Annotated in this window: 19 protein-coding genes and 1 pseudogene; 6 read left to right on the top strand and 14 right to left on the bottom strand. The window is 60.2% G+C overall.

The genetic code is table 11. From position 1 onward, the window contains the following. Positions 1-2 precede the first annotated feature (2 nt). From tauC to HX868_RS02540, 6 genes are all read right to left on the bottom strand, one after another. A complete protein-coding gene (gene tauC / locus HX868_RS02565) occupies positions 3-839 on the bottom strand; it encodes a taurine ABC transporter permease TauC (protein WP_177001802.1) in 837 nt (278 codons plus the stop codon). Next, positions 836-1,615 carry a taurine ABC transporter ATP-binding subunit gene (gene tauB / locus HX868_RS02560; protein WP_017254560.1) on the bottom strand — a complete coding sequence of 260 codons (780 nt, stop codon included), beginning with the start codon at positions 1,613-1,615 and terminating at the stop codon, positions 836-838. The genes tauC and tauB overlap by 4 nt, the downstream gene beginning before the upstream one ends. 16 nt (positions 1,616-1,631) lie before the next feature. Next, positions 1,632-2,609, bottom strand: a complete 978-nt coding sequence (gene tauA / locus HX868_RS02555) for a taurine ABC transporter substrate-binding protein (protein WP_177001801.1) — start codon at positions 2,607-2,609, stop codon at positions 1,632-1,634. 249 nt (positions 2,610-2,858) lie between these two features. Beyond that, entirely contained in the window at positions 2,859-4,442 is a 1,584-nt protein-coding gene (gene gshA / locus HX868_RS02550) for a glutamate--cysteine ligase (RefSeq protein ID WP_177001800.1), read from the bottom strand. A gap of 214 nt (positions 4,443-4,656) precedes the next feature. Next, complete coding sequence (locus tag HX868_RS02545; RefSeq protein WP_016979039.1) at positions 4,657-5,040, bottom strand: PaaI family thioesterase; 384 nt, start codon at positions 5,038-5,040, stop codon at positions 4,657-4,659. After that, on the bottom strand, positions 5,040-7,364 hold the full coding sequence (locus HX868_RS02540) for a Tex family protein (protein WP_177001799.1): 2,325 nt from the start codon (positions 7,362-7,364) through the stop codon (positions 5,040-5,042). Before HX868_RS02540 ends, HX868_RS02545 begins: the two co-directional genes overlap by 1 nt. A 356-nt stretch (positions 7,365-7,720) precedes the next feature. Here HX868_RS02540 and ompR point away from each other — a divergent pair, with 356 nt between their 5' ends. After that, positions 7,721-8,461, top strand: a complete 741-nt coding sequence (gene ompR, locus HX868_RS02535) for an osmolarity response regulator transcription factor OmpR (RefSeq protein WP_016979041.1) — start codon at positions 7,721-7,723, stop codon at positions 8,459-8,461. Positions 8,462-8,578: 117 nt separating this feature from the next. Next, complete coding sequence (locus HX868_RS02530) at positions 8,579-9,892, top strand: ATP-binding protein (RefSeq protein ID WP_016979042.1); 1,314 nt, start codon at positions 8,579-8,581, stop codon at positions 9,890-9,892. 95 nt (positions 9,893-9,987) lie between these two features. Here HX868_RS02530 and rimK read toward each other — a convergent pair whose 3' ends face one another. Together rimK and rimB are read right to left on the bottom strand one after the other, a co-directional pair. After that, the gene (rimK, locus tag HX868_RS02525; RefSeq protein ID WP_010214091.1) at positions 9,988-10,893 is read right to left on the bottom strand and encodes a 30S ribosomal protein S6--L-glutamate ligase; all 906 of its coding nucleotides are present in this window, start codon (positions 10,891-10,893) and stop codon (positions 9,988-9,990) included. Continuing rightward, a complete protein-coding gene (gene rimB / locus HX868_RS02520) occupies positions 10,890-11,372 on the bottom strand; it encodes a retropepsin-like aspartic endopeptidase RimB (protein WP_016979043.1) in 483 nt (160 codons plus the stop codon). The genes rimK and rimB overlap by 4 nt, the downstream gene beginning before the upstream one ends. Positions 11,373-11,669: 297 nt before the next feature. On the opposite strand from rimB, the gene HX868_RS02515 reads away from it, so the two are divergent. After that, a complete protein-coding gene (locus tag HX868_RS02515; protein WP_016979044.1) occupies positions 11,670-12,077 on the top strand; it encodes an RNA-binding S4 domain-containing protein in 408 nt (135 codons plus the stop codon). Positions 12,078-12,116: 39 nt separating this feature from the next. On the opposite strand, the gene HX868_RS02510 is transcribed toward HX868_RS02515, so the two are convergent. Continuing rightward, positions 12,117-12,917, bottom strand: coding sequence for a phosphatase PAP2 family protein (locus tag HX868_RS02510; RefSeq protein ID WP_177001798.1), 801 nt, complete (start codon positions 12,915-12,917; stop codon positions 12,117-12,119). Between the two features lie 104 nt (positions 12,918-13,021). Between HX868_RS02510 and hslO the strand changes: the two genes are divergently transcribed. Further along, a complete protein-coding gene (gene hslO, locus HX868_RS02505) occupies positions 13,022-13,924 on the top strand; it encodes an Hsp33 family molecular chaperone HslO (RefSeq protein WP_177001797.1) in 903 nt (300 codons plus the stop codon). A gap of 179 nt (positions 13,925-14,103) precedes the next feature. Continuing rightward, positions 14,104-15,645 (top strand): phosphoenolpyruvate carboxykinase, encoded by a 1,542-nt coding sequence (locus HX868_RS02500; protein WP_177001796.1) that lies wholly within the window; start codon positions 14,104-14,106, stop codon positions 15,643-15,645. Between the two features lie 57 nt (positions 15,646-15,702). Here HX868_RS02500 and HX868_RS02495 read toward each other — a convergent pair whose 3' ends face one another. The 5 genes and pseudogenes from HX868_RS02495 to HX868_RS02475 all read right to left on the bottom strand — a co-directional run bounded on the left by HX868_RS02495 (position 15,703) and on the right by HX868_RS02475 (position 19,496). Continuing rightward, positions 15,703-16,566 carry a DMT family transporter gene (locus tag HX868_RS02495; protein WP_246355468.1) on the bottom strand — a complete coding sequence of 288 codons (864 nt, stop codon included), beginning with the start codon at positions 16,564-16,566 and terminating at the stop codon, positions 15,703-15,705. Positions 16,567-16,663: 97 nt separating this feature from the next. Next, positions 16,664-17,020: a DUF1493 family protein gene (locus tag HX868_RS02490; protein ID WP_177001795.1), complete on the bottom strand. Its 357-nt coding sequence runs from the start codon at positions 17,018-17,020 to the stop codon at positions 16,664-16,666. Positions 17,021-17,562: 542 nt separating this feature from the next. Then, a pseudogene (locus tag HX868_RS02485) lies at positions 17,563-18,161 on the bottom strand (putative adenosine monophosphate-protein transferase Fic). Beyond that, positions 18,161-18,331, bottom strand: a complete 171-nt coding sequence (locus HX868_RS02480; RefSeq protein WP_016979054.1) for a YhfG family protein — start codon at positions 18,329-18,331, stop codon at positions 18,161-18,163. Before HX868_RS02480 ends, HX868_RS02485 begins: the two are co-directional and overlap by 1 nt. 115 nt (positions 18,332-18,446) lie before the next feature. Beyond that, positions 18,447-19,496, bottom strand: coding sequence for a S8 family peptidase (locus HX868_RS02475; protein ID WP_177001794.1), 1,050 nt, complete (start codon positions 19,494-19,496; stop codon positions 18,447-18,449). 163 nt (positions 19,497-19,659) lie between these two features. Between HX868_RS02475 and HX868_RS02470 the strand changes: the two genes are divergently transcribed. Further along, on the top strand, positions 19,660-21,597 hold the full coding sequence (locus HX868_RS02470) for a RecQ family ATP-dependent DNA helicase (protein WP_177001793.1): 1,938 nt from the start codon (positions 19,660-19,662) through the stop codon (positions 21,595-21,597). The last annotated feature ends 14 nt before the right edge of the window (positions 21,598-21,611 follow it).

Raw genomic sequence — 21,611 nt, 5'->3', positions numbered from 1 at the left:
ACTCAATGTGCCTGGCCATGCCACGGCACTAATTTACGCTGCAGGGCGCGCAGGCCCATTTCCATGGCGAAGGCGATGAGGGCGATGACCAGGATGCCCAGCACCACCACGTCAGTGACCAGGAACTGCGCCGCCGACTGCACCATGAATCCCAGGCCGCTGGTGGCCGCGATCAGCTCGGCGGCGACCAATGTCGACCAGCCCACGCCCAGGCCGATGCGCACGCCGGTGAGGATGTCGGGCAGGGCGCTCGGCAGGATCACGTGGCGAATCAGCTGTGCGCGGGTAGCGCCCAACGACTGCGCCGCGCGCAGCTTGGCCGGGTCGACCGTGCGCACGCCGGTCGCGGTGGCGATGGCAATCGGCGCAAAGATCGCCAGGTAAATCAGCAGCACCTTGGACAGCTCGCCAATGCCGCACCAGATCACGATCAGCGGCAGATAAGCCAGGGGAGGAATCGGGCGGTAGAACTCGATCAGCGGGTCGAGAATGCCACGGGCGATACGGTTGGCGCCGATGGCGATCCCCACCGGCACGGCGGTCAGCACCGCAAAACCCAAGCCCAGGCCGATACGGCTGAGGCTCGCGCCCAGGTGTTGCCACAGGGTGGAATCCATATAGCCCGTGGTTGCCAGCAGCCAGCCTTTTTGCACCACGGCGGACGGCGGTGGCAGAAACAAGGGTTCAATCAGGCCAGTGGCGGTCACGGCCCACCAAATGACCAGCAAGGCGACCAGCGTCAGCAGGCTGATCCAACGGGTGCTCAAGCTGCGTCGCACCGGGGCAACTGCATGCGCCACCGGCTTGGTGGCCGTGACGGGAAGTTCGTAGCTGCTCATGCGGACACCTGCCGTTGGGAGAACACTTTGCCCAGCACGTGTTCGCGGGTTTCGATAAAGCGCGGGTCGGACTTGATCGCTCGCGCCGACTCACCGGCGGCGTAGCGTTGGCCGAAGTCCAGGCTCAGGCGTTCGACGATCTGGCCAGGATTGGGCGCCAGCAGGATCAGGTCAGTGGCCAGAAAGACCGCTTCTTCGATGTCGTGGGTAATCAGGAACACCGGCTTGGCCGTGCGCCGCCAGACTTGCAGCAGCAGCTCCTGCATCTGCTCGCGGGTGAAGGCATCGAGGGCGCCGAAGGGTTCGTCCATTAGCAACACGCGAGGGTCGGCCGCCAGCGCACGGGCCAGGCCTACGCGTTGCTTCTGCCCACCGGAAAGTTGCCAGATACGGCGGCTGTCGAAACCGGCCAGGTCCACCAGTGCAAGCATTTCCCGGGCACGCACTTCACGTTGCGCCTTGGGAACGCCGGCCAGTTCGAGACCGAAACCGACGTTGGCCAGCACGTCCTGCCAGGGCAGCAGGGCGTCGTCCTGGAACACCACGCCGCGCTCGGCGCTCGGGCCTTTGACCGGCACGCCATCAAGCGTAATGCGCCCGGCGGACGGTTCGACAAAGCCGGCAATCAGGTTCAACAGCGAAGTCTTGCCACTGCCGGACGGGCCGAGGGCCACCAGCAATTGCTGGGGCCCCAGGTCGATTGAAATGTCTGACAGTACCGGTTCTGTGGCGCCTGGGTACTGTGCGCTGATGCGCTCCAGTTGTAGCAAGGCCATCGCAATGAACTCCTGATCAGTTAGTAATGAACTTGGCGCTGACGTAAGGGGCGTAGTCCGGCAGCACGGCATCGACCTTGCCTTGCTCCTTGAGGAACACGGCGGTATCGGTCACGGCCTTGGTGGTTGGCGCGCCCAGCAGGGTCACCTGGTCAGCGGCCAGCGGGTAGACATTGCCTTGCAGCAGCAGTGGGATGTCGCTGGCCTTGGCGCCGGAGAGTTTCACCAGCTTGTCGACGTTGCCTTTGTCGGCGAGCCAGGCTTGTGGGTCTTTGCGGTAGGCGGCGTAGGCATCCAGGGTGACTTTGGCAAACGCCGTGACGATTTCCGGGTGCTTCTCGGCAAAATCCTTACGCACGATCCAGGCATCGAAGGTTGGCGCGCCGAACTTGGCCAGTTCGCCGGAGGTGATCAGCACCTTGCCGTTTTCCTTGGCGACGCCCAGGGCGGGATCCCACACGTAGGTGGCGTCGATATCACCACGCTTCCAGGCGGCGATGATCGCCGGTGGTGCGAGGTTGAGGATGGTTACTTTGGACGGGTCGATGTTCCAGTGCTTCAGCGCGGCCAACAGGCTGTAGTGACCGGTGGATACGAAGGGCACGGCAATTTTTTTGCCGATCAGGTCCTGCGGGCCGTTAATCCCCGCGCCGTTGCGCGCCACCAGCGCTTCGGCGCCGCCGATCTGGGTGGCAACGAGGAAGGTTTCCACCGGCACTTTGCGGGTGATCGCCGCGGTCAGCGGGCTGGAACCGAGGTAGCCGATCTGCACGTCGCCGGACGCGATGGCGGCGATGATGTCGGCGCCATTGTCAAATTTGCGCCAGTTGATCTTGGCGTTGGTGGCTTTTTCGTAGGCGCCGTCGGCCTGGGCGACTTTGGCCGGGTCCACGGTGGTCTGGTAAGCGATGGTCACATCCGCCGCCTGGGCAAACAGGCTGGCACCGGCCAGGGACAATGCGGCCAAGAGGCGCAGAGGGGTAAGCAGTTTCAAGGGGAAGCTCCTCAATCAGGCGGCCGAGGGTCGGCGTGTGAGGAGACTAAATGATCTAAGAATCAGAAAATAAATAACATTTTCGAATTAGCTTATGAGAGGAAATGTGGTCGCCGATAAAACGACAAAACCCTTGTAGGAGCCCGGCTTGCCGGCGATGGCGTTCTCAAGATCGCCATCGCCGGCAAGCCGGGCTCCTACAAGGGTCGGTGTGTCAGTGCGTTGATCGTTCCCGTTAAGGGCGCGGGATCAGTTGCTGATGGCGAGGATGCTGGCCTGGTACGAGCCAACAAACACGTCAAAATCACCTACTTCGTTCTGCTCCAGCTCTGCCTGCTGTGCCAGCGACTTACGCGCCAGGTCTTCAAAGTGTGCCTGCTCTTGCGCCGGCAACGGCTCCTTACGGAAATGCTCGGCGTGCAACTGGCTCTGGTGCAGGGAGAACTGCGCAAAACTTTCCTTACGCTCGGCCATCGTCGCCAACACCTGGGCTGACGGGGTCAGGGACGAATCCTTGACCTTCGCCAACTGAGCATCCAGCGCCTGGCTATGCTCGGTGATGCCGTGGCTCTCATCCAGCATGGCGGCCAGTGGCGCAATCTGCTCCAAGAGTTCGGCAGCCCATTCCTTCATGTCCGCAGGCTGGCCCTGACGCTGCAATTGCAGGCCGGGACGACGACCTTCCTTGACCACGCTGAGGAAGTTGGAGGTGGCGTTGCCGCACTCGTTGTCGGCGAACAGCGGGCTGTCGTTCAACGCGCAGTACAGCAGGAAGGCGTCGAGGAAACGCGACTCCGGCAGGTCGATACCCATCGGCAGGAACGGGTTGATGTCCAGGCAGCGCACTTCGATGTACTGGATGCCACGGGCCATCAGCGCCTGGATTGGCCGTTCGCCGGTGTAGGTCACACGCTTGGGGCGGATGTTGGAGTAGTACTCGTTTTCGATCTGCAGGATGTTGGTGTTGAGCTGCACCCACTCACCGTCCTGATGCGTGCCGATTTCCACGTACGGCGCGTAGGGCGTTGCCACCGCTTCGCGCAGGCTGTCGGTGTAGCTGCTCAAATCGTTGTAGCACGGCGTGAGGCCAGCCTGGGCGTTGCTCTGGTAACCCAGGTCGCTCATGCGCAGGCTGGTGGCGTAAGGCAAGTACAGCGTGTCGGCGTCGAGCACTTCCAACTGGTGCGAACGACCGCGCAGGAAACCGGCGTCCAGGGCAGGGGATGCACCGAACAGGTACATCAGCAGCCAGCTGTAACGGCGGAAGTTACGGATCAGCGCGATATAGGCGGTGGACTGGTAATCGCGGTCGGTACCGACAAACCCTTCCGTCTCCTTGAGCAACGGCCACAGTTCCTCCGGCAATGAGAAGTTGTAGTGAATGCCAGCGATGCATTGCATGGTCTTGCCGTAACGCAGGGCCAGGCCCTTGCGATACACGTACTTGAGCTGTCCGATATTGGACGTGCCGTAGTAGGCAATCGGAATATCTTCCTCGGCCGGCAACGGGCACGGCATCGAGGGGCTCCACAGGTATTCGCTGCCCAGCTTGGTGTAGGCAAAGCGATGGATCTTGTCCAGGCTGCTCAGGGTATCGGCCGGGTTGGGCAGGGCTGGAGTAATGAACTCCAGCAGCGATTCCGAGTAGTCGGTGGTGATCTGTTCGTGGGTCAACGCGGCGCCCAGAGCTTCAGGGTGCGGCGTTTGTGCCAGTCGACCCTCACCGGTAACACGCAGGCATTCACGCTCGATGCCGTGCAAGCACTGCTCTAGCAGGGAGAGGTGTTCGCGCTTGCCGAGCAGGGCCAGGCGGCGGTTGAGAAGTTCGCTCAAGTTGGATTCCTTCACGCGTCAGTCGCCCCAATATGGGGGTGGGCAGGACGGTCTACAAGGGTGAAGTTAAAACTGGCGTGATCGCCTGGTTTAGAGTCGATTTAACCCGCTCTGAATATGCCGACTTCACTCCATGAATTTGGCTACAGCGCAGCGAGAAAATTCCGACGCCGTGATTGCAGCGCCGAAATTAACTCAAATCGGGGGTGGGGAGCTATAGGACAGCGAAGGTGCCCTGCGCTTTTGCGACAAGTCTTTCGTCTTGATACACGTCTGCCTCGACCACCAACGTGCGGCGACCGGCATGAATCACCCGGCTGGTGCACAGCACGTCACCGTCCGACACGGCGCGGATATAGTTGATCTTGCACTCGATGGTCGCGCTCTGCTGGTCGAAACCATGGGAGCTGGAACAGGCCAGCCCCATCGTAATGTCCACCAGGCTGAAAATCGCCCCGCCATGGAGCTTGCCCGCGCGGTTGCGCAGTTGCGGCTCCAGGGTCAGGGCCACCTCGGCAACGCCCTCTTCAAGGCGTTGCAGGCGGCAGCCGATCAGTTCGCTGAACGCGCTCTGGGTCAAACCGGCCGGGATTTCCATCAGCGTTTCTTCAACTGTTTGGCGTTGGCGAACAGCGAGGCCATGGCGTTGTTGCTTGGCGCTGCGGTGGCGGTTTCCTTGCGCGGTGCGTTGTTCTGCGACTGGCGCGGCGCCGAACCCGGGCGCGCGCCACGGGCACCGTCGATTTTCTCGCCGGGAGTGTCGCTCATGCGCATTGACAGACCAACGCGTTTGCGCGGGATGTCGACTTCCATGACCTTGACCTTGACCACGTCACCGGCTTTCACCGCTTCACGCGGGTCCTTGATGAATTTCTCCGAAAGCGCGGAGATATGCACCAAACCGTCCTGATGCACGCCGATGTCCACAAAGGCGCCGAAGTTGGTCACGTTGGTGACCACGCCTTCGAGGATCATGCCCAGCTCCAGATCCTTGAGGTCTTCGACGCCCTCCTGGAACTCGGCGGTCTTGAACTCGGGACGTGGGTCGCGGCCAGGTTTTTCCAGCTCTTGCAGGATGTCGGTGATGGTCGGTACGCCGAAGGTTTCGTCGGTGTACTTCTTTGGATCCAGGCGCTTGAGGAACGCGGCGTCGCCGATCAGCGAGCGGATGTCGCGGTCGGTCTCGGCGGCGATGCGTTGCACCAGCGGGTAGGCTTCCGGGTGGACTGCGGAGGAGTCCAGCGGGTTGTCGCCGTTCATTACGCGTAGGAAACCGGCGGCTTGCTCGAAAGTTTTCTCGCCCAGGCGTGCGACTTTTTTCAGCGCTGCACGGGTTTTGAACGCGCCGTTTTCGTCGCGGTGGGTCACGATGTTCTGCGCCAGGGTCGCGTTGAGGCCGGAAATCCGCGCCAGCAAGGCGACGGAGGCGGTGTTCACATCCACGCCCACGGCGTTTACGCAGTCTTCCACCACAGCATCCAGGCCGCGCGCCAGTTTCAGCTGCGACACGTCGTGCTGGTACTGGCCGACGCCGATGGATTTAGGATCGATCTTCACCAGTTCGGCCAGTGGATCCTGCAGGCGGCGGGCGATGGACACCGCGCCACGGATCGACACGTCGAGGTCCGGGAATTCCTTGGAAGCCAGTTCCGACGCCGAGTACACCGAAGCGCCGGCCTCGGAGACCATGACCTTGGTCATTTTCATCGCTGGGTATTTTTTGATCAGCTCGGCGGCCAGTTTGTCGGTTTCACGGCTGGCGGTGCCGTTGCCGATGGCGATCAGGTCCACCGCGTGCTTGGCGCAGAGGGCGGCCAGGATGGCGAGGGTCTGGTCCCACTTGTTGTGCGGCACATGCGGGTACACCGTGGCGTGGTCCAACAGCTTGCCGGTGGAGTCGACCACGGCGACCTTGCAGCCGGTGCGCAGGCCCGGGTCGAGGCCCAGCGTGGCGCGCGGGCCGGCCGGGGCGGCCAGCAGCAGGTCGTGCAGGTTGTGGGCGAACACGTTGATCGCCTCGGTCTCGGCGCCGTCGCGCAACTCGCCGAGCAGGTCGGTTTCCAGGTGGGTGTAGAGCTTGACCTTCCAGGTCCAGCGCACGACTTCACCGAGCCACTTGTCCGCAGGACGGTTCTGATTCTGGATGCCGAATTGTTGACCGATCATGCCTTCGCACGGGTGCATGGTGCCCGGCAGCTCGTCGCCGACCTTCAGCGCGGAGCTGAGAATGCCTTCGTTGCGGCCACGGAAAATGGCGAGCGCGCGGTGGGACGGCATGCTTTTCAGCGGCTCGTCGTGTTCGAAGTAATCGCGGAACTTGGCGCCTTCCTCCTCTTTGCCGGCGATGACGCGGGCACTGAGAATGGCTTCTTGCTTCAAGTAAGTGCGCAGTTTTTCCAGCAGGCTGGCGTCTTCGGCGAAGCGCTCCATGAGGATGTACTTGGCGCCTTCGAGGGCGGCCTTGACGTCGGCGACGCCTTTTTCTGCATCGATGAAGCGCGCGGCTTCGGTGTCCGGGGTCAGCGACGGGTCGTTGAACAGACCGTCAGCCAGCTCGCCCAGACCGGCTTCCAGGGCGATCTGGCCCTTGGTGCGGCGCTTCTGTTTGTACGGCAGGTAGAGGTCTTCGAGGCGGGTCTTGGTGTCGGCGAGCTTGATGTCGCGCTCCAGCTGTGGGGTCAGCTTGCCCTGTTCCTCGATGCTGGCGAGGATGCTGATGCGCCGTTCGTCGAGTTCTCGCAGGTAGCGAAGGCGCTCTTCCAGGTGACGCAGTTGGGTGTCGTCGAGGCTGCCGGTCACTTCTTTACGGTAACGGGCGATGAAGGGCACCGTGGAGCCCTCATCCAGTAGAGCGACGGCCGCTTCGACCTGTTGTGGGCGTACACCGAGTTCCTCGGCGATGCGGCTGTTGATGCTGTCCATAAAACCACCTGAAATTCTGAAAAGCAGCTCGCAGGCCCGGAAAACAAGGCCCTGGGAGGCTGGTTGAGCGGCCCGACTGGCGCCGCTGCCTGGGTCAAGAGGCAGCCTATTGACCCTCGAAATCGAAAAAATCACACAAGCGGGTAAAAAAAGCCTCGGCATCAAACGGTAACGAGCGGACGTTGCCCTGCACGACGGCGCCGCATTATAACCAGCGTTCTGCCCTTGGGGGGGATTGCGCCAACGGTTGTAGGGCGTGGGTTCGCTGGCAGTTGAGGAAAAATCTGCTAACAATGCACACGGTGCGTATAACGGCAGCTAGGCCATAATGCGCGCCGAGATAAGAGGAGCATCCAATGAGCAGCACTGCACAAACTGCTGAAGGCGAAAAAATTCTCATCGTTGACGACGATCCGGGGCTGAGCAGCCTGCTGGAGCGTTTCTTCAACTCAAAGGGCTACCGTGCTCGCGCGGTGCCTAACACCGAGCAGATGGACCGCCTGCTTGGGCGTGAAGTCTTCAACCTGGTCGTACTCGACCTGATGCTTCCCGGCGAAGACGGTCTGACCGCCTGCAAACGCCTGCGCGGCGCAAACAACCAGATTCCCATCATCATGCTCACCGCCAAGGGTGATGAGCTGAGCCGCATCAAGGGCCTCGAACTGGGCGCTGATGACTACCTGGCCAAGCCGTTCAACCCTGACGAGCTGATGGCTCGGGTCAAAGCCGTACTGCGTCGCCAAGCGCCGCCGGTTCCAGGTGCCCCAGGCAGCGAAGACGAGAGTGTCACCTTTGGCGACTACGAACTGTCGCTGGCGACCCGTGAGCTCAAGCGTGGCGATGAAGTGCACATGCTCACCACGGGTGAATTTGCCGTTCTCAAGGCCCTGGTGATGAACGCTCGCCAGCCGCTGACCCGCGACAAGCTGATGAACCTGGCCCGTGGTCGGGAATGGGATGCACTGGAGCGCTCCATTGACGTGCAGATCTCCCGTCTGCGCCGGATGATCGAGCCGGACCCATCCAAGCCGCGGTACATCCAAACGGTATGGGGCGTGGGTTATGTGTTTGTGCCGGACGGCAATAAAACCAGTTGACCGGTGATTTGCAGACGCGGGCATCCTGGCGTTTGACTCCATGAGGGTCGACGGGATGTCCGGCGTCTGCAATTCTGCGAGCGCCGCTCGTTTCTGCAAGGTATCTAGCAGTCTTCTATGAAAACCCCGCTGTGGTTCCCCCAAAGTTTCTTCTCCCGCACCCTTTGGCTGGTGCTGATAGTCGTTCTGTTCTCCAAGGCACTCACACTGGTTTATCTGTTGATGAACGAGGACGTGCTGGTGGACCGGCAATACAGCCACGGTGTCGCCCTGACGCTGCGCGCCTATTGGGCGGCAGACCCTGAGAACCGCGAGAAGATCGCCAAGGCCGCGACCCTGGTGCGCGTCGCCGGTGCAGGTGTGCCAGAGGGCGAGCAGCATTGGCCCTACAGTGAAATCTACCAACGCCAGATGCAGGCCGAACTGGGTGAGGACACCGAGGTGCGGCTGCGTATGCATGTGTCGCCAGCCTTGTGGGTGCGTGCGCCAAGCCTGGGCGAAGATTGGTTGAAAGTGCCGCTGTACCCGCATCCGCTGCGGGGGCAGAAGATCTGGAACGTCTTGGGCTGGTTCCTGGCGATCGGTTTGCTTTCAACGGCCTCGGCGTGGATTTTCGTGCGGCAGCTCAATCAACCTCTAAAACGCCTGGTGTTTGCCGCCCGTCAATTGGGCCAGGGGCGCAGTGTGCGTTTGCCGGTCAGCGACACGCCCAGTGAGATGACCGAGGTGTACGGCGCGTTCAACCAGATGGCGGAAGATGTCGAACAGGCCGGACGCGAGCGCGAGCTGATGCTGGCGGGAGTCTCCCATGACTTGCGCACGCCGTTGACGCGACTGCGCTTGTCTCTGGAGTTGATGGGCAACCACAGCGATCTTACCGACGACATGGTCCGCGACATCGAAGACATGGACGCGATCCTTGACCAGTTCCTGGCGTTTATTCGCGATGGCCGTGATGAGGTGGTGGAGGAAGTCGACCTGACAGACCTGGTGCGTGAGGTGGTTGCACCCTACAACCAGAATGGCGAGCAGGTGCGTATGCGCCTGGAGCCGATCCAGCCGTTTGCATTGCGTCGGGTGTCGATGAAGCGCCTGTTGAACAACCTGATCGGCAATGCCTTGCATCACGCCGGTTCCGATGTGGAAGTGGCGGCTTATGTGTCCGGCGACAGTGCTGCGCCTTATGTGGTGCTGAGCGTGATGGACCGGGGCGCTGGCATCGACCCGGATGAGTTGGAAGGCATCTTCAACCCGTTCACCCGTGGTGACCGTGCCCGGGGTGGCAAGGGGACTGGCTTGGGGTTGGCGATTGTGCGGCGGATTGCCTCGATGCATGGTGGCAATGTTGAGCTGCGCAATCGCGAAGAGGGTGGCCTGGAGGCGCGGGTGCGTTTGCCGCTTGGGTTGATGTTGCCTAGAGATGCGGTCTGAAAAAACCCAAATCATCAAATGTGGGAGCTGGCTTGCCTGCGATGGCGATGGTGAATCCACTATAGCTATCGCAGGCAAGCCAGCTCCCGCACTTTTTAGCCCTTACCCTTGGTCCTGGTCATATTCGGCCCACCATTCTTCTCCAGATGCTGAATGATGATCCCCGCCACGTCCTTGCCGGTGGTGGTTTCAATGCCTTCGAGGCCCGGTGACGAATTCACCTCCATTACCAGCGGCCCGTGATTGGAGCGCAGAATATCCACACCCGCCACACTCAACCCCATCACCTTGGCTGCCCGCAGTGCGGTCATGCGTTCTTCCGGGGTGATCTTGATCAGGCTGGCGCTGCCGCCACGGTGCAGGTTGGAGCGGAACTCCCCTGGCTTGGCCTGGCGCTTCATCGCTGCAATCACCTTGTCGCCCACCACGAAGCAGCGGATATCCGCACCGCCGGCTTCCTTGATGTATTCCTGCACCATGATGTTCTGCTTGAGGCCCATGAACGCCTCGATCACGGATTCGGCCGCTGTCGCGGTTTCACACAGCACCACGCCGATACCCTGGGTGCCTTCCAGCACCTTGATCACCAGCGGCGCACCATTGACCATGTCGATCAGGTCGGGGATGTCGTCGGGGGAGTGGGCAAAGCCCGTCACCGGCAGGCCGATACCTCGGCGCGACAGCAACTGCAGCGAGCGCAACTTGTCCCGTGAACGGGCGATGGCGACCGACTCATTGAGGGGAAACACCCCCATCATTTCGAACTGGCGCAACACCGCGCAGCCATAGAACGTCACCGAGGCGCCGATGCGTGGGATCACGGCATCAAACCCCTCCAGCGGTTTGCCCCGGTAGTGGATCTGCGGCTTGTGGCTGGCAATGTTCATATAGGCACGCAACGTGTCGATCACCACCATTTCGTGGCCACGTTCGGTGCCGGCCTCAACCAGGCGGCGGGTGGAATACAGACGCGGGTTTCGCGACAGCACAGCAATCTTCATGCAGCACCTGGGACAGAAAGAGTAGAGACCGGGAACACCGGCTTGTCTTGAACGTACTTGATGCCGGGATTGACCACCAGTTGGCCGTCAATCAAGGCTTTGGAACCCAGCAACAGCCGGTAACGCATGGCTTTGCGGCAGGCCAGGGTGAACTCCACCCGCCATACCCGATCACCGAGTGCCAGGGTGGTGCTGATGACATAGCGCACCTGCGCATGCCCGTTGGAGCTCTTGATGGTTTTCATCGTCACCAGGGGCGCTTCGCAGCGGCGGTGACGCAGTTGCACAACGCTGCCCAGGTGCGCGGTAAAGCGCACCCACTTCTCACCGTCGCGCTCAAATGGCTCGATATCGGTAGCGTGCAGGCTTGAGGTGCTGGCACCGGTGTCGATCTTTGCGCGCAGGCCTGCCACTCCCAAGTCGGGAAGTGCCACCCACTCACGCAGACCCACAACGGTCAAATGGTCAAATGTCTTCAATATGGATAACCGGCATTTCAGAAATGTTTCGTAGTTGTCGAGGACAGTAACGTCCAACTGCTCACGGATTGTGACAATCCCCTGCCATCACTGATGGCTAGGTGCCGAATTCGCGGTATTCACGCAGAATAATCGGCAAATGGCGACAGATATCTCTCAAGCTTCAATAATCACTGGAGGCTTGGGCAAGGCACGCAAAACTGGATGTTCCTGGCGTATCTTAGGTGAGCCTTGAGGTTTATGCGTTGAAGGGTTTCAAGAGTAAGGTTGCGACATTTTTCAGAACGAGGAATTCAAGTGGCTCAAAAGCAGGAAGAGGAAGAAAAGGTCCGATTGGACAAGTGGCTATGGGCCGCGCGTTTCTATAAAACCCGTGCGCTGGCCAAGGCTGCCATCGAGAGCGGCAAGGTGCACCATCGTGGCGAGCGCTGCAAGCCGGGCAAAGAACCGCGTGTCGGGGATGAGTTCCAGATTCGTGTTGGGTTTGATGAAAAGACGGTCGTGGTTCAGGCGCTTTCCATCGTGCGCCGTGGTGCGCCTGAAGCACAGGCGTTGTACACCGAGACCGAAGCCAGCATCGCCAAGCGTGAAAATGCAGCAGCGATGCGCAAGGCCGGTGCCACAGGCATGACTACCGATGGTAAACCGAGCAAGAAGCAGCGCCGTGATCTGTTCAAGTTTCGCGGCAGTGGCAATGATGATTGACGGCGACAGTGAGGGAGCAAGCTCCCTCACCCTTGGCCATCACGCTGGGTGAACCACACTCAGTCGACTGATCAGCGGCACGTGTTGAAGCAGCCCAAACACCGGCGCCGTCGCCCGCAACAACCCACTCGAAACCTTCGCCGCGAACGGCGTGTAATACCCCCATCCCAACGCCAACAGCGCCAGCAACACCCCGCCAATGTAATCGTCCTGGCCCCAATGCGCACCCGCCACCAGGCGCGGCATCATGAACAGCAGCGCCAGGCCCCAGATCACCAGCACCTGGCCGATGCGCTGGGCGAATACCGTCATGAACATCCCCCAGATCAATAGCACCGACGCGTGATCCCCTGGAAAACTCTGGCTCGAACGGTCCTTCAACTCCCAGGTCTTCTCCAGCCCCGGGAAGTAGTCGCTCATCTGAATCGCTCCGCTGATCACCATTGACGGGCTACTGTGCTGCCAGCCCATGTGCGCCGCGAATTTGGAAAACAGCATGCGGATAAACAGCAACAGCAGCAGAATGCCGATAAAACCGAACAGCGCCTGGCGTACTTGCACGGCCTTGAAGACCCAGTCGCCGCGAATCAACAGCGTCAGCAGGATAACCCCGACCACCGCATCAAACGGTCGCAAACTGGCGACAGCCCATACATGCAGCCAGGTCGAGTTGCTGGCCAGCGGGTCATTGAGCAGATGAAACAGCCACTCGTCGAAAAGCACACACAGCATCTGGCCCGTGGGCCACAGCCAGAAACACAGCAGCCCGACAGCCAGTAGATTGCAAAAGGCCCATCGCCCGAGGTTCCACTTGGCTTGGAACAAACCCGGATTGTTCATAAACTGTCCCCCACGGCTCCAGAAAACCGCACCAAAACGGTGCTAAAGCGTTTTATTCTATAAACCTTGTAATCAATTTGTCATCAATTCAGATACCCAGACCTATGACTGATCTACCGGATACCGACTTCACCCAACGCTTCATCTTTGACGAGAGCGACGCCCGCGGCGAGCTGGTCTCGCTGGAGCGCAGCTATGCCGAAGTCCTCGCCAAGCACCCCTATCCGGAGCCGGTCGCGCAACTGCTCGGCGAACTGATGGCGGCGGCGGCGCTGCTGGTGGGCACCATGAAATTCGACGGGTTGCTGATCTTGCAGGCTCGCTCCGAAGGCCCGGTGCCGATGCTGATGATCGAATGCTCCAGCGAGCGCGAAATCCGTGGTTTGGCCCGTTACGAAGCCGACCAGATTGCCCCGGACGCCACCTTGTCCGACCTGATGGCCAACGGCGTGCTGGCGATTACCGTCGATCCGACCGAAGGCCAGCGCTACCAAGGCATCGTCGACTTGGACGGCGAAACCCTGTCGGACTGCTTCACCAACTACTTCGTGATGTCCCAGCAGGTCGGCACCAAATTCTGGCTCAACGCCGATGGCAAGCGCGCCCGCGGCATGCTGTTGCAGCAACTGCCGCCCGATCGCATCAAGGACGAAGACGATCGCACCGACAGCTGGCGCAAGCTGACGGCCTTGGCCGGCACCCTCACCGCTGAAGAGCAACTGGGCCTGGACAACGAAACCATCCTGCATCGCCTGTACCACGAAGAAGCCGTGCGACTGTTTGACGCACAAGGCCTGCACTTCAATTGCAGCTGCTCGCGCGAGCGCTCGGCCAATGCTTTGGTCAGCCTCGGCCTGGAAGATGCGCAAAACCTGGTGGTAGAGCACGGCGGCCATATCGAGATCGACTGCCAGTTCTGCAACGAGCGCTACCTGTTCGATGCGGCCGATGTCGCCCAATTGTTCGCCGGCGCAGGCATCGACACCCCTTCCGACACCCGCCACTAAAACGTTTAAGCACAGGTAAATCACCTGACAAACGCCGGATTAGCGCAGTTCTGACGGGAGGGCCCTACTCTTTTTGGGCTTTTCTGGCATAATCCGGCCCACTTTTTTCGCGGTAGTAGTGCGCAACTTTCTACTACAAAACGTTTGGAGCACTCGGCCATAGGCCGACGGGGAACCTCATGACGCAAGCCAACAACGCCGTATACACCGATCTGAGTGTTGACGATCTGGTTAAAGAAGCCCTGCAGCGTGGTGAAGGCGTGCTCGCCGATACTGGCGCGCTGGTCGTCGAAACCGGTCACCGTACTGGCCGTTCGCCGGTCGACCGTTTCATCGTTGAAGAGCCTTCCACCCAGGCTTCCATCGCCTGGGGCCCGATCAACCGCAAGTTCCCGGCCGACAAGTTCGATGCCCTGTGGGCTCGCGTCGAGGCCTTCAACAACGCGCAAGAGCATTTCGTTTCCCATGTTCACGTAGGGGCTGCCGAAGACCACTACCTGGCCGTGAAAATGACTACCCAGACTGCCTGGCAGAACCTGTTCGGTCGTTGCCTGTTCATCAACCCGGCCCAGTACAACCCGGCCGGTCGTGAAGAGTGGCAAGTGCTCAACGTGGCCAACTTCGAATGCGTGCCAGAGCGTGACGGCACCAACTCCGACGGTTGCGTGATCCTCAACTTCGCCCAGAAGAAAGTGCTGATCGCCGGCATGCGTTACGCCGGTGAAATGAAAAAAGCCATGTTCTCGGTGCAGAACTTCCTGCTGCCGGCTTCCGACGTGCTGCCAATGCACTGCGCCGCCAACATCGGCGAAGCAGGCGACGTGACCCTGTTCTTCGGTCTGTCGGGCACCGGTAAAACCACCCTGTCCGCCGACGAAAGCCGTTACCTGATCGGTGACGACGAACACGGCTGGGGCGAAGGCGTGGTGTTCAACATCGAAGGCGGTTGCTATGCCAAGTGCATCGACCTGTCCGAGAAGAACGAGCCGGTCATCTGGAAAGCCATCAAGCACGGCGCTGTGCTGGAAAACGTGGTGATCGACGAGGCCAAGCACGCCGACTACACCAACGTCAGCCTGACCCAGAACAGCCGCGCCGCCTACCCGCTGGAGCACGTTGCCAAGCGTTCCGAGAAGAACCTGGGCGGCGAGCCAAACGCGGTAATCTTCCTGACCTGCGACCTGACCGGCGTACTGCCGCCTGTGTCGATCCTCAGCGAAGAACAAGCGGCCTACCACTTCCTGTCCGGCTACACCGCACTGGTGGGCTCGACCGAAATGGGTTCCGGCGGCGGCATCAAATCGACCTTCTCCACCTGCTTCGGCGCACCGTTCTTCCCGCGCCCGGCTGGCGAATACGCAGAGCTGCTGATCAAGCGCATCCGTGGCTTCGGCTCCAAGGTTTACCTGGTCAACACCGGCTGGACCGGCGGCGGCTACGGCGTCGGCAACCGCTTCAACATCCCGACCACTCGCGGCGTCATCGCAGCGATCCAGAGCGGCGCGTTGATCGGTGTAGAAACCGAACACCTCGACACCATCAACCTCGACGTGCCACTGGCCGTTCCGGGCGTTGAGACAGGCCTGTTGAACCCACGTAACACCTGGGCTGACAAGGCTGCCTACGACGAAGCGGCGAAGGCGCTGGCGGGTCTGTTCATCGAGAACTTCAAGAAGTTTGAAGTGAGCGATGCGATCAAGGCTGCGGGTCCTAAGTTGTAAGATTCGAGCGTTGTGAAAAAGCCGCCTCTTGTGGGCGGCTTTTTTGTGCGCGAACGCTTAGTCGGCGATGTGCAGAACCACCGCACCGACCAGTACCAACACAACCCCCAACACCTGCACCGCCGACAACCGCTCCTTGAAAAACACAAATCCCAGAATCGCCGCAATCCCGCCCGACAACGTACTGATCACCGTCACCACTGACACCGACCCCGCCATCGCGCCCCAGGAAAACGCCGAGAACCCACCCAGGTTCATCAAGCTTGCACCGGTCAGCGTTGCGCAGTTTTTCAGCGGTGGGATTTTCAGGCCGTCCTTGATCTTTAGCACCATCACCACCAATACGCACAGCCCCACCAGGTAACCGAGCCAGAGCATGGTGATCGGCCCCAGCGCGGGCAGGGTGTAGCGGCCTTGCAGCCAGAAGCTGGTGCCGTACAGCAAAGCGGCGAGCATGGCGTAGGCGATGGACTGGCGCGGATTGTTATGGGGGACGCCGTTGTCCTTGTGGATGCTGGAGAGGATCACGCCGATCACGCACACGGCGATGCAGCCCAGTTGCGTCAGGCTGATGTGCTCGCCGCTGGCCCAGGACAGCAGTGTGGTGACCACGCCGTAGGACGTCACCAGTGGCGCGACAATGGCGGCATTGCCAAGGGCGAAGGCCTTGGACAGCGCCAGGGCGCCGGAGACGGTGAGCAGGGCGGCGGCGACGCCCAGCAGCCAGACGCTCAGCGGCGCATCGAGGGATTTGAACAGCAAGCTTGGGAGAATGACCAACAGCAGGGTCATGATCACAAAGCCCAGGGCTTGGCCAAAATACACCGCGCGTTTAACGCCCACGGCTCGGGCGTTGAGGCCCACGAGAAAATCCGTACCACCCCAGAGCAGGGCGGCCAGCAGGCCCATCATTACGTCCATGTAAGGTCCTTTTCGAAGGCTCAATTTCCTGTAGGAGCCCGGCTTGCCGGCGATGAGGTCCTCAGGACCGCCATCGCCGGCAAGCCGGCTCCTACCGTTAGCTCAGGTTTTCCAGCGTCTGCGTGTCCCAGCTGTGGGTCTTGATGGCCAGGTAGAGCATGCCGAGGGTCAGCGGCACTTTTTCGCCGCGCCCCTTGGCGCGGCGTTTGAGAAACACATCGAACAGCGGCGGGTTGAAGTAACGATAAGTGTCGAAGTCGCCCAGGTCGAGCGCAAATTCCTGCTCCAGTGCTTCCATCAGTTGCTTGGCTTCACTGCCGTCGCAGCCGAGGTCGAAGTTGATTGAGGTTTGCAGGCGGATCGTCTTGTGTTTGGGAAGGCCGATTTCTTCGTGCAGCAGTTGCAGGAGTTGCTGCATGACGGGGTCTTCGGGGAAGTTGGGAGCGAGGTTCATGGTGGGGGCACGCAGGAGTGGGTGATTGGCTTTTACTTTGCAATAGATATTCTGGGTGCTCAACAACCCGATGCCTGTCACAAAGACAACTATCGGCAGACTTTCAAGCTGTGCACCTCTGATCCATGAGGTGGCATAAAACAGAAGTACTGGGCCGGTTACCAAGAGGCAGAGTCCAACCCATCTTCTGAGTACGGGCAACTTTATTATCCTGTCGATTATGGCGGCCAGTGCGAGGAGGAGGAGCAGATAGATCCACTGGGTGTATTCGCTCATCGTCTTGGCCACTCTAGAGCTGTAGATCCATGGCCGATATGTTGAGTCCTTTCGATGTTCAAAGGTGTTTGCCGGGGGCTGTTGAAAGGGTGCTAGTTTCAGTCAGAGAAAGGTGAGTTTTGTAGAGGGGCGAGCAGGAGTTTCACGCAGTTTCGGAAGGGGATGTCGAGGCGTATGGAGGTTTCTTACAGGGCTTTCCGGAATTTGCCTTTTGTAGTGACTTAACAGCAAAACAGGTGAGTGGTGTGCGGCGAGCTGGCGTGTGATCAGTTGCCGACAGGCCGACTCACACACCGCTCAAAAATCACCTCCAACCCCCGATAATCACACGCCACCGCATCAATATTCGCCGGTATCCACGCCCATGTTTCACCAGCCACCAGTTCACCGAAAACCCGGCGTTGACGATGATCTGCTCGAACAAGATCCGTTGCGCCCGGCCGTTGCCTTCGCGGAAGGGGTGGATGACGTTGAGGTCGCCGTAGGCCTCGGCAATTTGCGTAATCAGCTCAGCCTGACTCACACCGACATACCAGTTGGCCTCATGCATGCGCCGGATGATCTTCGCCGCTTCCGGCGGGATGCGTTCCGGGGTGCAGAACAGGGTGTCACCTTTCTGGATATTGACGCTGCGCAATTCGCCGGCCCAGTCGTAGAGGTCGCTGAACAGGGTGTGGTGGATGTGTTGCAAGCGGTCGAGGTCGTAGGGCGGTGGGAAGAGGGGGAGGTTGCCTACGGCGATTTCGGATAATTCCCGCTCGGCTTGGTGCAGGCGCGCTTCGTCGTGCAAATCGAGACGATTGCGCAGGACGCTGCTACCGGGATAGCAGTACGGATCCTGGCCCACCCCGTATTTGTCGAGCATCAGCGTGGGGTGTTGCGGTACTTGGCGAGGACGGCTTCGCGGGTCGGCAGGGGTTTGTCGACGTCGGCGGGTTGGGTGTCGAACCCTTCCAGGCGCAGGCTGGCCAGGTAATTGGAACGGCGGATCTTGTGGTAGTGATCCTGTTTTTGCTCAAACGTCGGTTCGCTCATGGCAGCGTACTCCTGGGTAGCAAGGCTTTATTGTAGCGCAATGCTTCAGAGGGTAGGCCGGAGAAAAAAATCACATCAACGCGCCCCAGTCCGGCATCGTCTTTTTGCGCAATGGCTACGGGCGCGAGGCTGCGTCGAGGTCCATCAAACCTCGCCCATAGGCTTCGCTGTTGGCATAGATTCCCGTTCGATTCGCCGTATTGAGCAGGCGCTCACGCACTTGTTGGGGTGTCATTTCGGGAAAGCGACTCTGCAATGCCGCCAAGGCACCACTGACCAACGCAGCGGCCGGCGATGTGCCGGCAGTGGGGCTGTAGCTGCCATCCTTGTTGGTGGTCAACAACCCAGCACCTCCATCGCCTCCTGGCACCGCGATGCACCAGCGTGCCGCGAGGCCGCAATAATTGGATTTGAGATTGATGGCCGTGCCGTCGTTCTTGAGGGCCATGACGGCTATCCAGCCTTTCTCCAGTTCCGGCACCAGCGCGGGCAGGCCGGGTTCTGCTAGCGGCTCACGCTTGACCTCGTTACCCGTTGAGAAAACGAATACGGCCCCTTCGGCCACCCGTTTTTTTGCCACGCCCAACGAGTCACCCATCAGGCGTTCGTAGATGGATACCTCGTTGGTGTTGGCTTCAATGGGGTTCGCCCATGAGTTGCTGAAAATGCGTGCCCCTTTGGTGAAAGCGAGGTCCCAGGCCTGGGCGATTTCGCTGTCGAAGTAGAACGGCTCCTTGTCATCACCGAAGCGCATGGGGATCAACTGGGCGTTGAAGGCGATACCGTGGATGCCCTGGTCATTCTTGTTCGCGGCGAGAATACCGGCCATCTGGGTGCCGTGGCCCTTGATGTCGAGGGTGCCCGGCTGTTGTGTCACAAAGTCATAGCCCGGATCGGCCACGCGGCCGTAAAACTCGGGCAGAGCCTGGTTGAGCCCTGAGTCGATCAGCGCGACTTTAACGCCCTGGCCAGTACCACCTCGCGCGTAGAGGGAGGAGGCTTTGACAATGGGCAGGGCTTTTTGCTCGAGGTATTCGGGCGTTTCAAAACGCTGTGTATCCGGTTCAGCGGGTATTGGGGCGGGTGCGCTTGCGCAGCCCAGCAGCAACAACGGCAGCGTGAACACGACAAGGTGTTGCAATGAAAACAGTGTGCATCGAGACATCCACGACTCCTTGTCGGGGTAGGTGATCTGGCGTGTTACTGTCTTCGTTTTTGCGCGGGCTTGCTGGTTTTCTCTGTATCAGTTTGTAGCGTTTATCCCCGACCTTTTCTTGATCGCTGATCTATGTTTTTTACTCCTTCAGCGGTCAACGGAGTGACAGCCTATGCACGACACCCTCCAGCAGGTTTTTGGTTACCCACAGTTTCGTCTGGGCCAGGAAGAGGCAATCAGCGCCGTACTGGCCGGTCGTTCGGCAGCGGCAATTTTTCCAACAGGGTCAGGAAAATCCCTGTGCTACCAACTGTCGGCGATGCTGCTGCCGCACCTGACGCTGGTGGTGTCGCCGCTGTTGGCGCTGATGCAGGACCAGTTGGGTTTCTTGCAGCGCCACGGGATTTCGGCGGGCAGTATCGATTCGGCCCAGAGTCGTGAGGACGCCAATGAGGTCATGGCCCGCGCGCGTTCCGGCGAGCTGAAGATCCTGATGATTTCCGTGGAACGCCTGAAGAACGAGCGCTTTCGTAACTTCCTGCAAAGCGTGCGGATCTCGTTGTTGGTGGTGGACGAGGCGCACTGTATTTCCGAGTGGGGCCACAACTTCCGTCCGGACTATTTGAAGCTGCCGGACTACCAGCGCCAGTTCAATATCCCACAAGCCCTGCTGTTGACGGCTACAGCGACGCCCAAGGTGATTGCCGACATGCAGGCGAAGTTCGCCATTGCGCCGAGCGATGTGGTCACCACGGGTTTCTACCGGCCCAATCTCAATTTGTTGGTGGAGCCGGTCAGCGGTGCGGACAAGCGTCGACGGCTGGTGCAGTGGATGAGCGAGCGTGCCGATCAGCCGAGTATCGTCTACGTCACCCTGCAGAAAACCGCCGAGCAGATTGCCGAGCATTTGAACCGCAACGGCATCCAGGCCGAGGCCTACCACGCCGGCTTGCCTCACGATAAACGCGAGGGTATCCAGCAGCGCTTCATGGGCGGGCGCTCCAATTGCATCGTCGCGACCATCGCGTTTGGCATGGGCATCGACAAAAGTGATATCCGCAATGTGGTGCACTTCGACCTGCCCAAGTCCATCGAGAACTACAGCCAGGAAATCGGCCGCGCGGGGCGTGATGGGCAACCGTCCGATTGCCTGGTATTGGCGAACCGCGACAGCCTCAATGTGCTGGAAAATTTCGTGTACGGCGATACGCCGGAGCAGGAGGGCATTCGCCGGGTGCTCGAAGAGCTGCAGGCCGCGCGAGGCGATGGGCAGTGGGAGTTTTTGCTCAGGTCCTTGTCGGACCACAGCAACATCCGCGAGCTGCCGTTGAAGACGCTACTGGTGCAGTTGGAGCTCAAGGGCGTGATTGCGCCGCGTTATGCGTTTTATGCCGAGTACCGTTTCAAATACCTGATCGAACCTGAAGCTTTGCTCGCGCGCTTCTCCGGAGAGCGGCAGCAGTTTGTCGCGGCGATCATCCAGGTGTGCAAGCGGGCCAAGACCTGGGCGACGGTGGATTTTGACGCGCTTTATCAACAGCACAATGCCGAGCGTAGCCGGGTGGTGAAGGCGCTGGATTACTTTCAGGAGCAAGGCCTGATCGAGCTTGAGAGCAAGCAGATGACGGAGGTCTACAGCCTGCTGGATACCGATTTTGATCCACAGGTCCTGAGCGCTGAGTTATACACAGGCTTCAAGCAGCATGAGGTGGGTGAGGTCGCACGGATTCACGCCATGCTCGATCTGTTCGCCACCGAACACTGCCTGGGTCAACGCCTGGCGCAGTATTTCGGCGATAAAAACGCGCCCCAGCGTTGTGGGCATTGCTCGGTGTGCCACGGCCACGTTGCGCACCTTCCGCCGCCGCCAGGCTTGCCGCCGCTTGTGGATAAAAAATTCATGGGGCTGTGCGGTGATTTTATCCACAGGCATCATGAGCACACCGGCCATTTGCCTGGGGCGGAACGTCTGACGCGTTTCCTTGGTGGCATCAGTGTGCCGCTGTTTACCAAGTTGAAGGCGCGGGGTATTCCGGGCTTTGCTGCGCTGGAAGATTACCCGTACGCCGAGGTCCGCGAGTGGGCCCAGGCCCATTTGAATGACCTGTAAACCCATCTCACGAG

The sequence above is a fragment of the Pseudomonas reactans genome (assembly GCF_013385825.1).
GTDB lineage: Bacteria > Pseudomonadota > Gammaproteobacteria > Pseudomonadales > Pseudomonadaceae > Aquipseudomonas > Aquipseudomonas reactans.
The sequence above is the reverse complement of the archived record's forward strand: the minus strand, read 5'-3'. Positions and strand labels throughout refer to the sequence as shown.

What these genes read in the sequence shown, in the direction of transcription:
- HX868_RS02495 (WP_246355468.1), bottom strand. Translation starts at nt 16,566, where the DNA reads ATGGACGTAATGATGGGCCTGCTGGCCGCCCTGCTCTGGGGTGGTACG.
- HX868_RS02545 (WP_016979039.1), bottom strand. Translation starts at nt 5,040, where the DNA reads ATGGAAATCCCGGCCGGTTTGACCCAGAGCGCGTTCAGCGAACTGATC.
- HX868_RS02475 (WP_177001794.1), bottom strand. Translation starts at nt 19,496, where the DNA reads ATGTCTCGATGCACACTGTTTTCATTGCAACACCTTGTCGTGTTCACG.
- tauB (WP_017254560.1), bottom strand. Translation starts at nt 1,615, where the DNA reads ATGGCCTTGCTACAACTGGAGCGCATCAGCGCACAGTACCCAGGCGCC.
- HX868_RS02490 (WP_177001795.1), bottom strand. Translation starts at nt 17,020, where the DNA reads ATGAACCTCGCTCCCAACTTCCCCGAAGACCCCGTCATGCAGCAACTC.
- HX868_RS02470 (WP_177001793.1), top strand. Translation starts at nt 19,660, where the DNA reads ATGCACGACACCCTCCAGCAGGTTTTTGGTTACCCACAGTTTCGTCTG.
- rimK (WP_010214091.1), bottom strand. Translation starts at nt 10,893, where the DNA reads ATGAAGATTGCTGTGCTGTCGCGAAACCCGCGTCTGTATTCCACCCGC.
- ompR (WP_016979041.1), top strand. Translation starts at nt 7,721, where the DNA reads ATGAGCAGCACTGCACAAACTGCTGAAGGCGAAAAAATTCTCATCGTT.
- hslO (WP_177001797.1), top strand. Translation starts at nt 13,022, where the DNA reads ATGACTGATCTACCGGATACCGACTTCACCCAACGCTTCATCTTTGAC.
- HX868_RS02480 (WP_016979054.1), bottom strand. Translation starts at nt 18,331, where the DNA reads ATGAGCGAACCGACGTTTGAGCAAAAACAGGATCACTACCACAAGATC.
- HX868_RS02540 (WP_177001799.1), bottom strand. Translation starts at nt 7,364, where the DNA reads ATGGACAGCATCAACAGCCGCATCGCCGAGGAACTCGGTGTACGCCCA.
- HX868_RS02530 (WP_016979042.1), top strand. Translation starts at nt 8,579, where the DNA reads ATGAAAACCCCGCTGTGGTTCCCCCAAAGTTTCTTCTCCCGCACCCTT.
- HX868_RS02500 (WP_177001796.1), top strand. Translation starts at nt 14,104, where the DNA reads ATGACGCAAGCCAACAACGCCGTATACACCGATCTGAGTGTTGACGAT.
- HX868_RS02510 (WP_177001798.1), bottom strand. Translation starts at nt 12,917, where the DNA reads ATGAACAATCCGGGTTTGTTCCAAGCCAAGTGGAACCTCGGGCGATGG.
- tauC (WP_177001802.1), bottom strand. Translation starts at nt 839, where the DNA reads ATGAGCAGCTACGAACTTCCCGTCACGGCCACCAAGCCGGTGGCGCAT.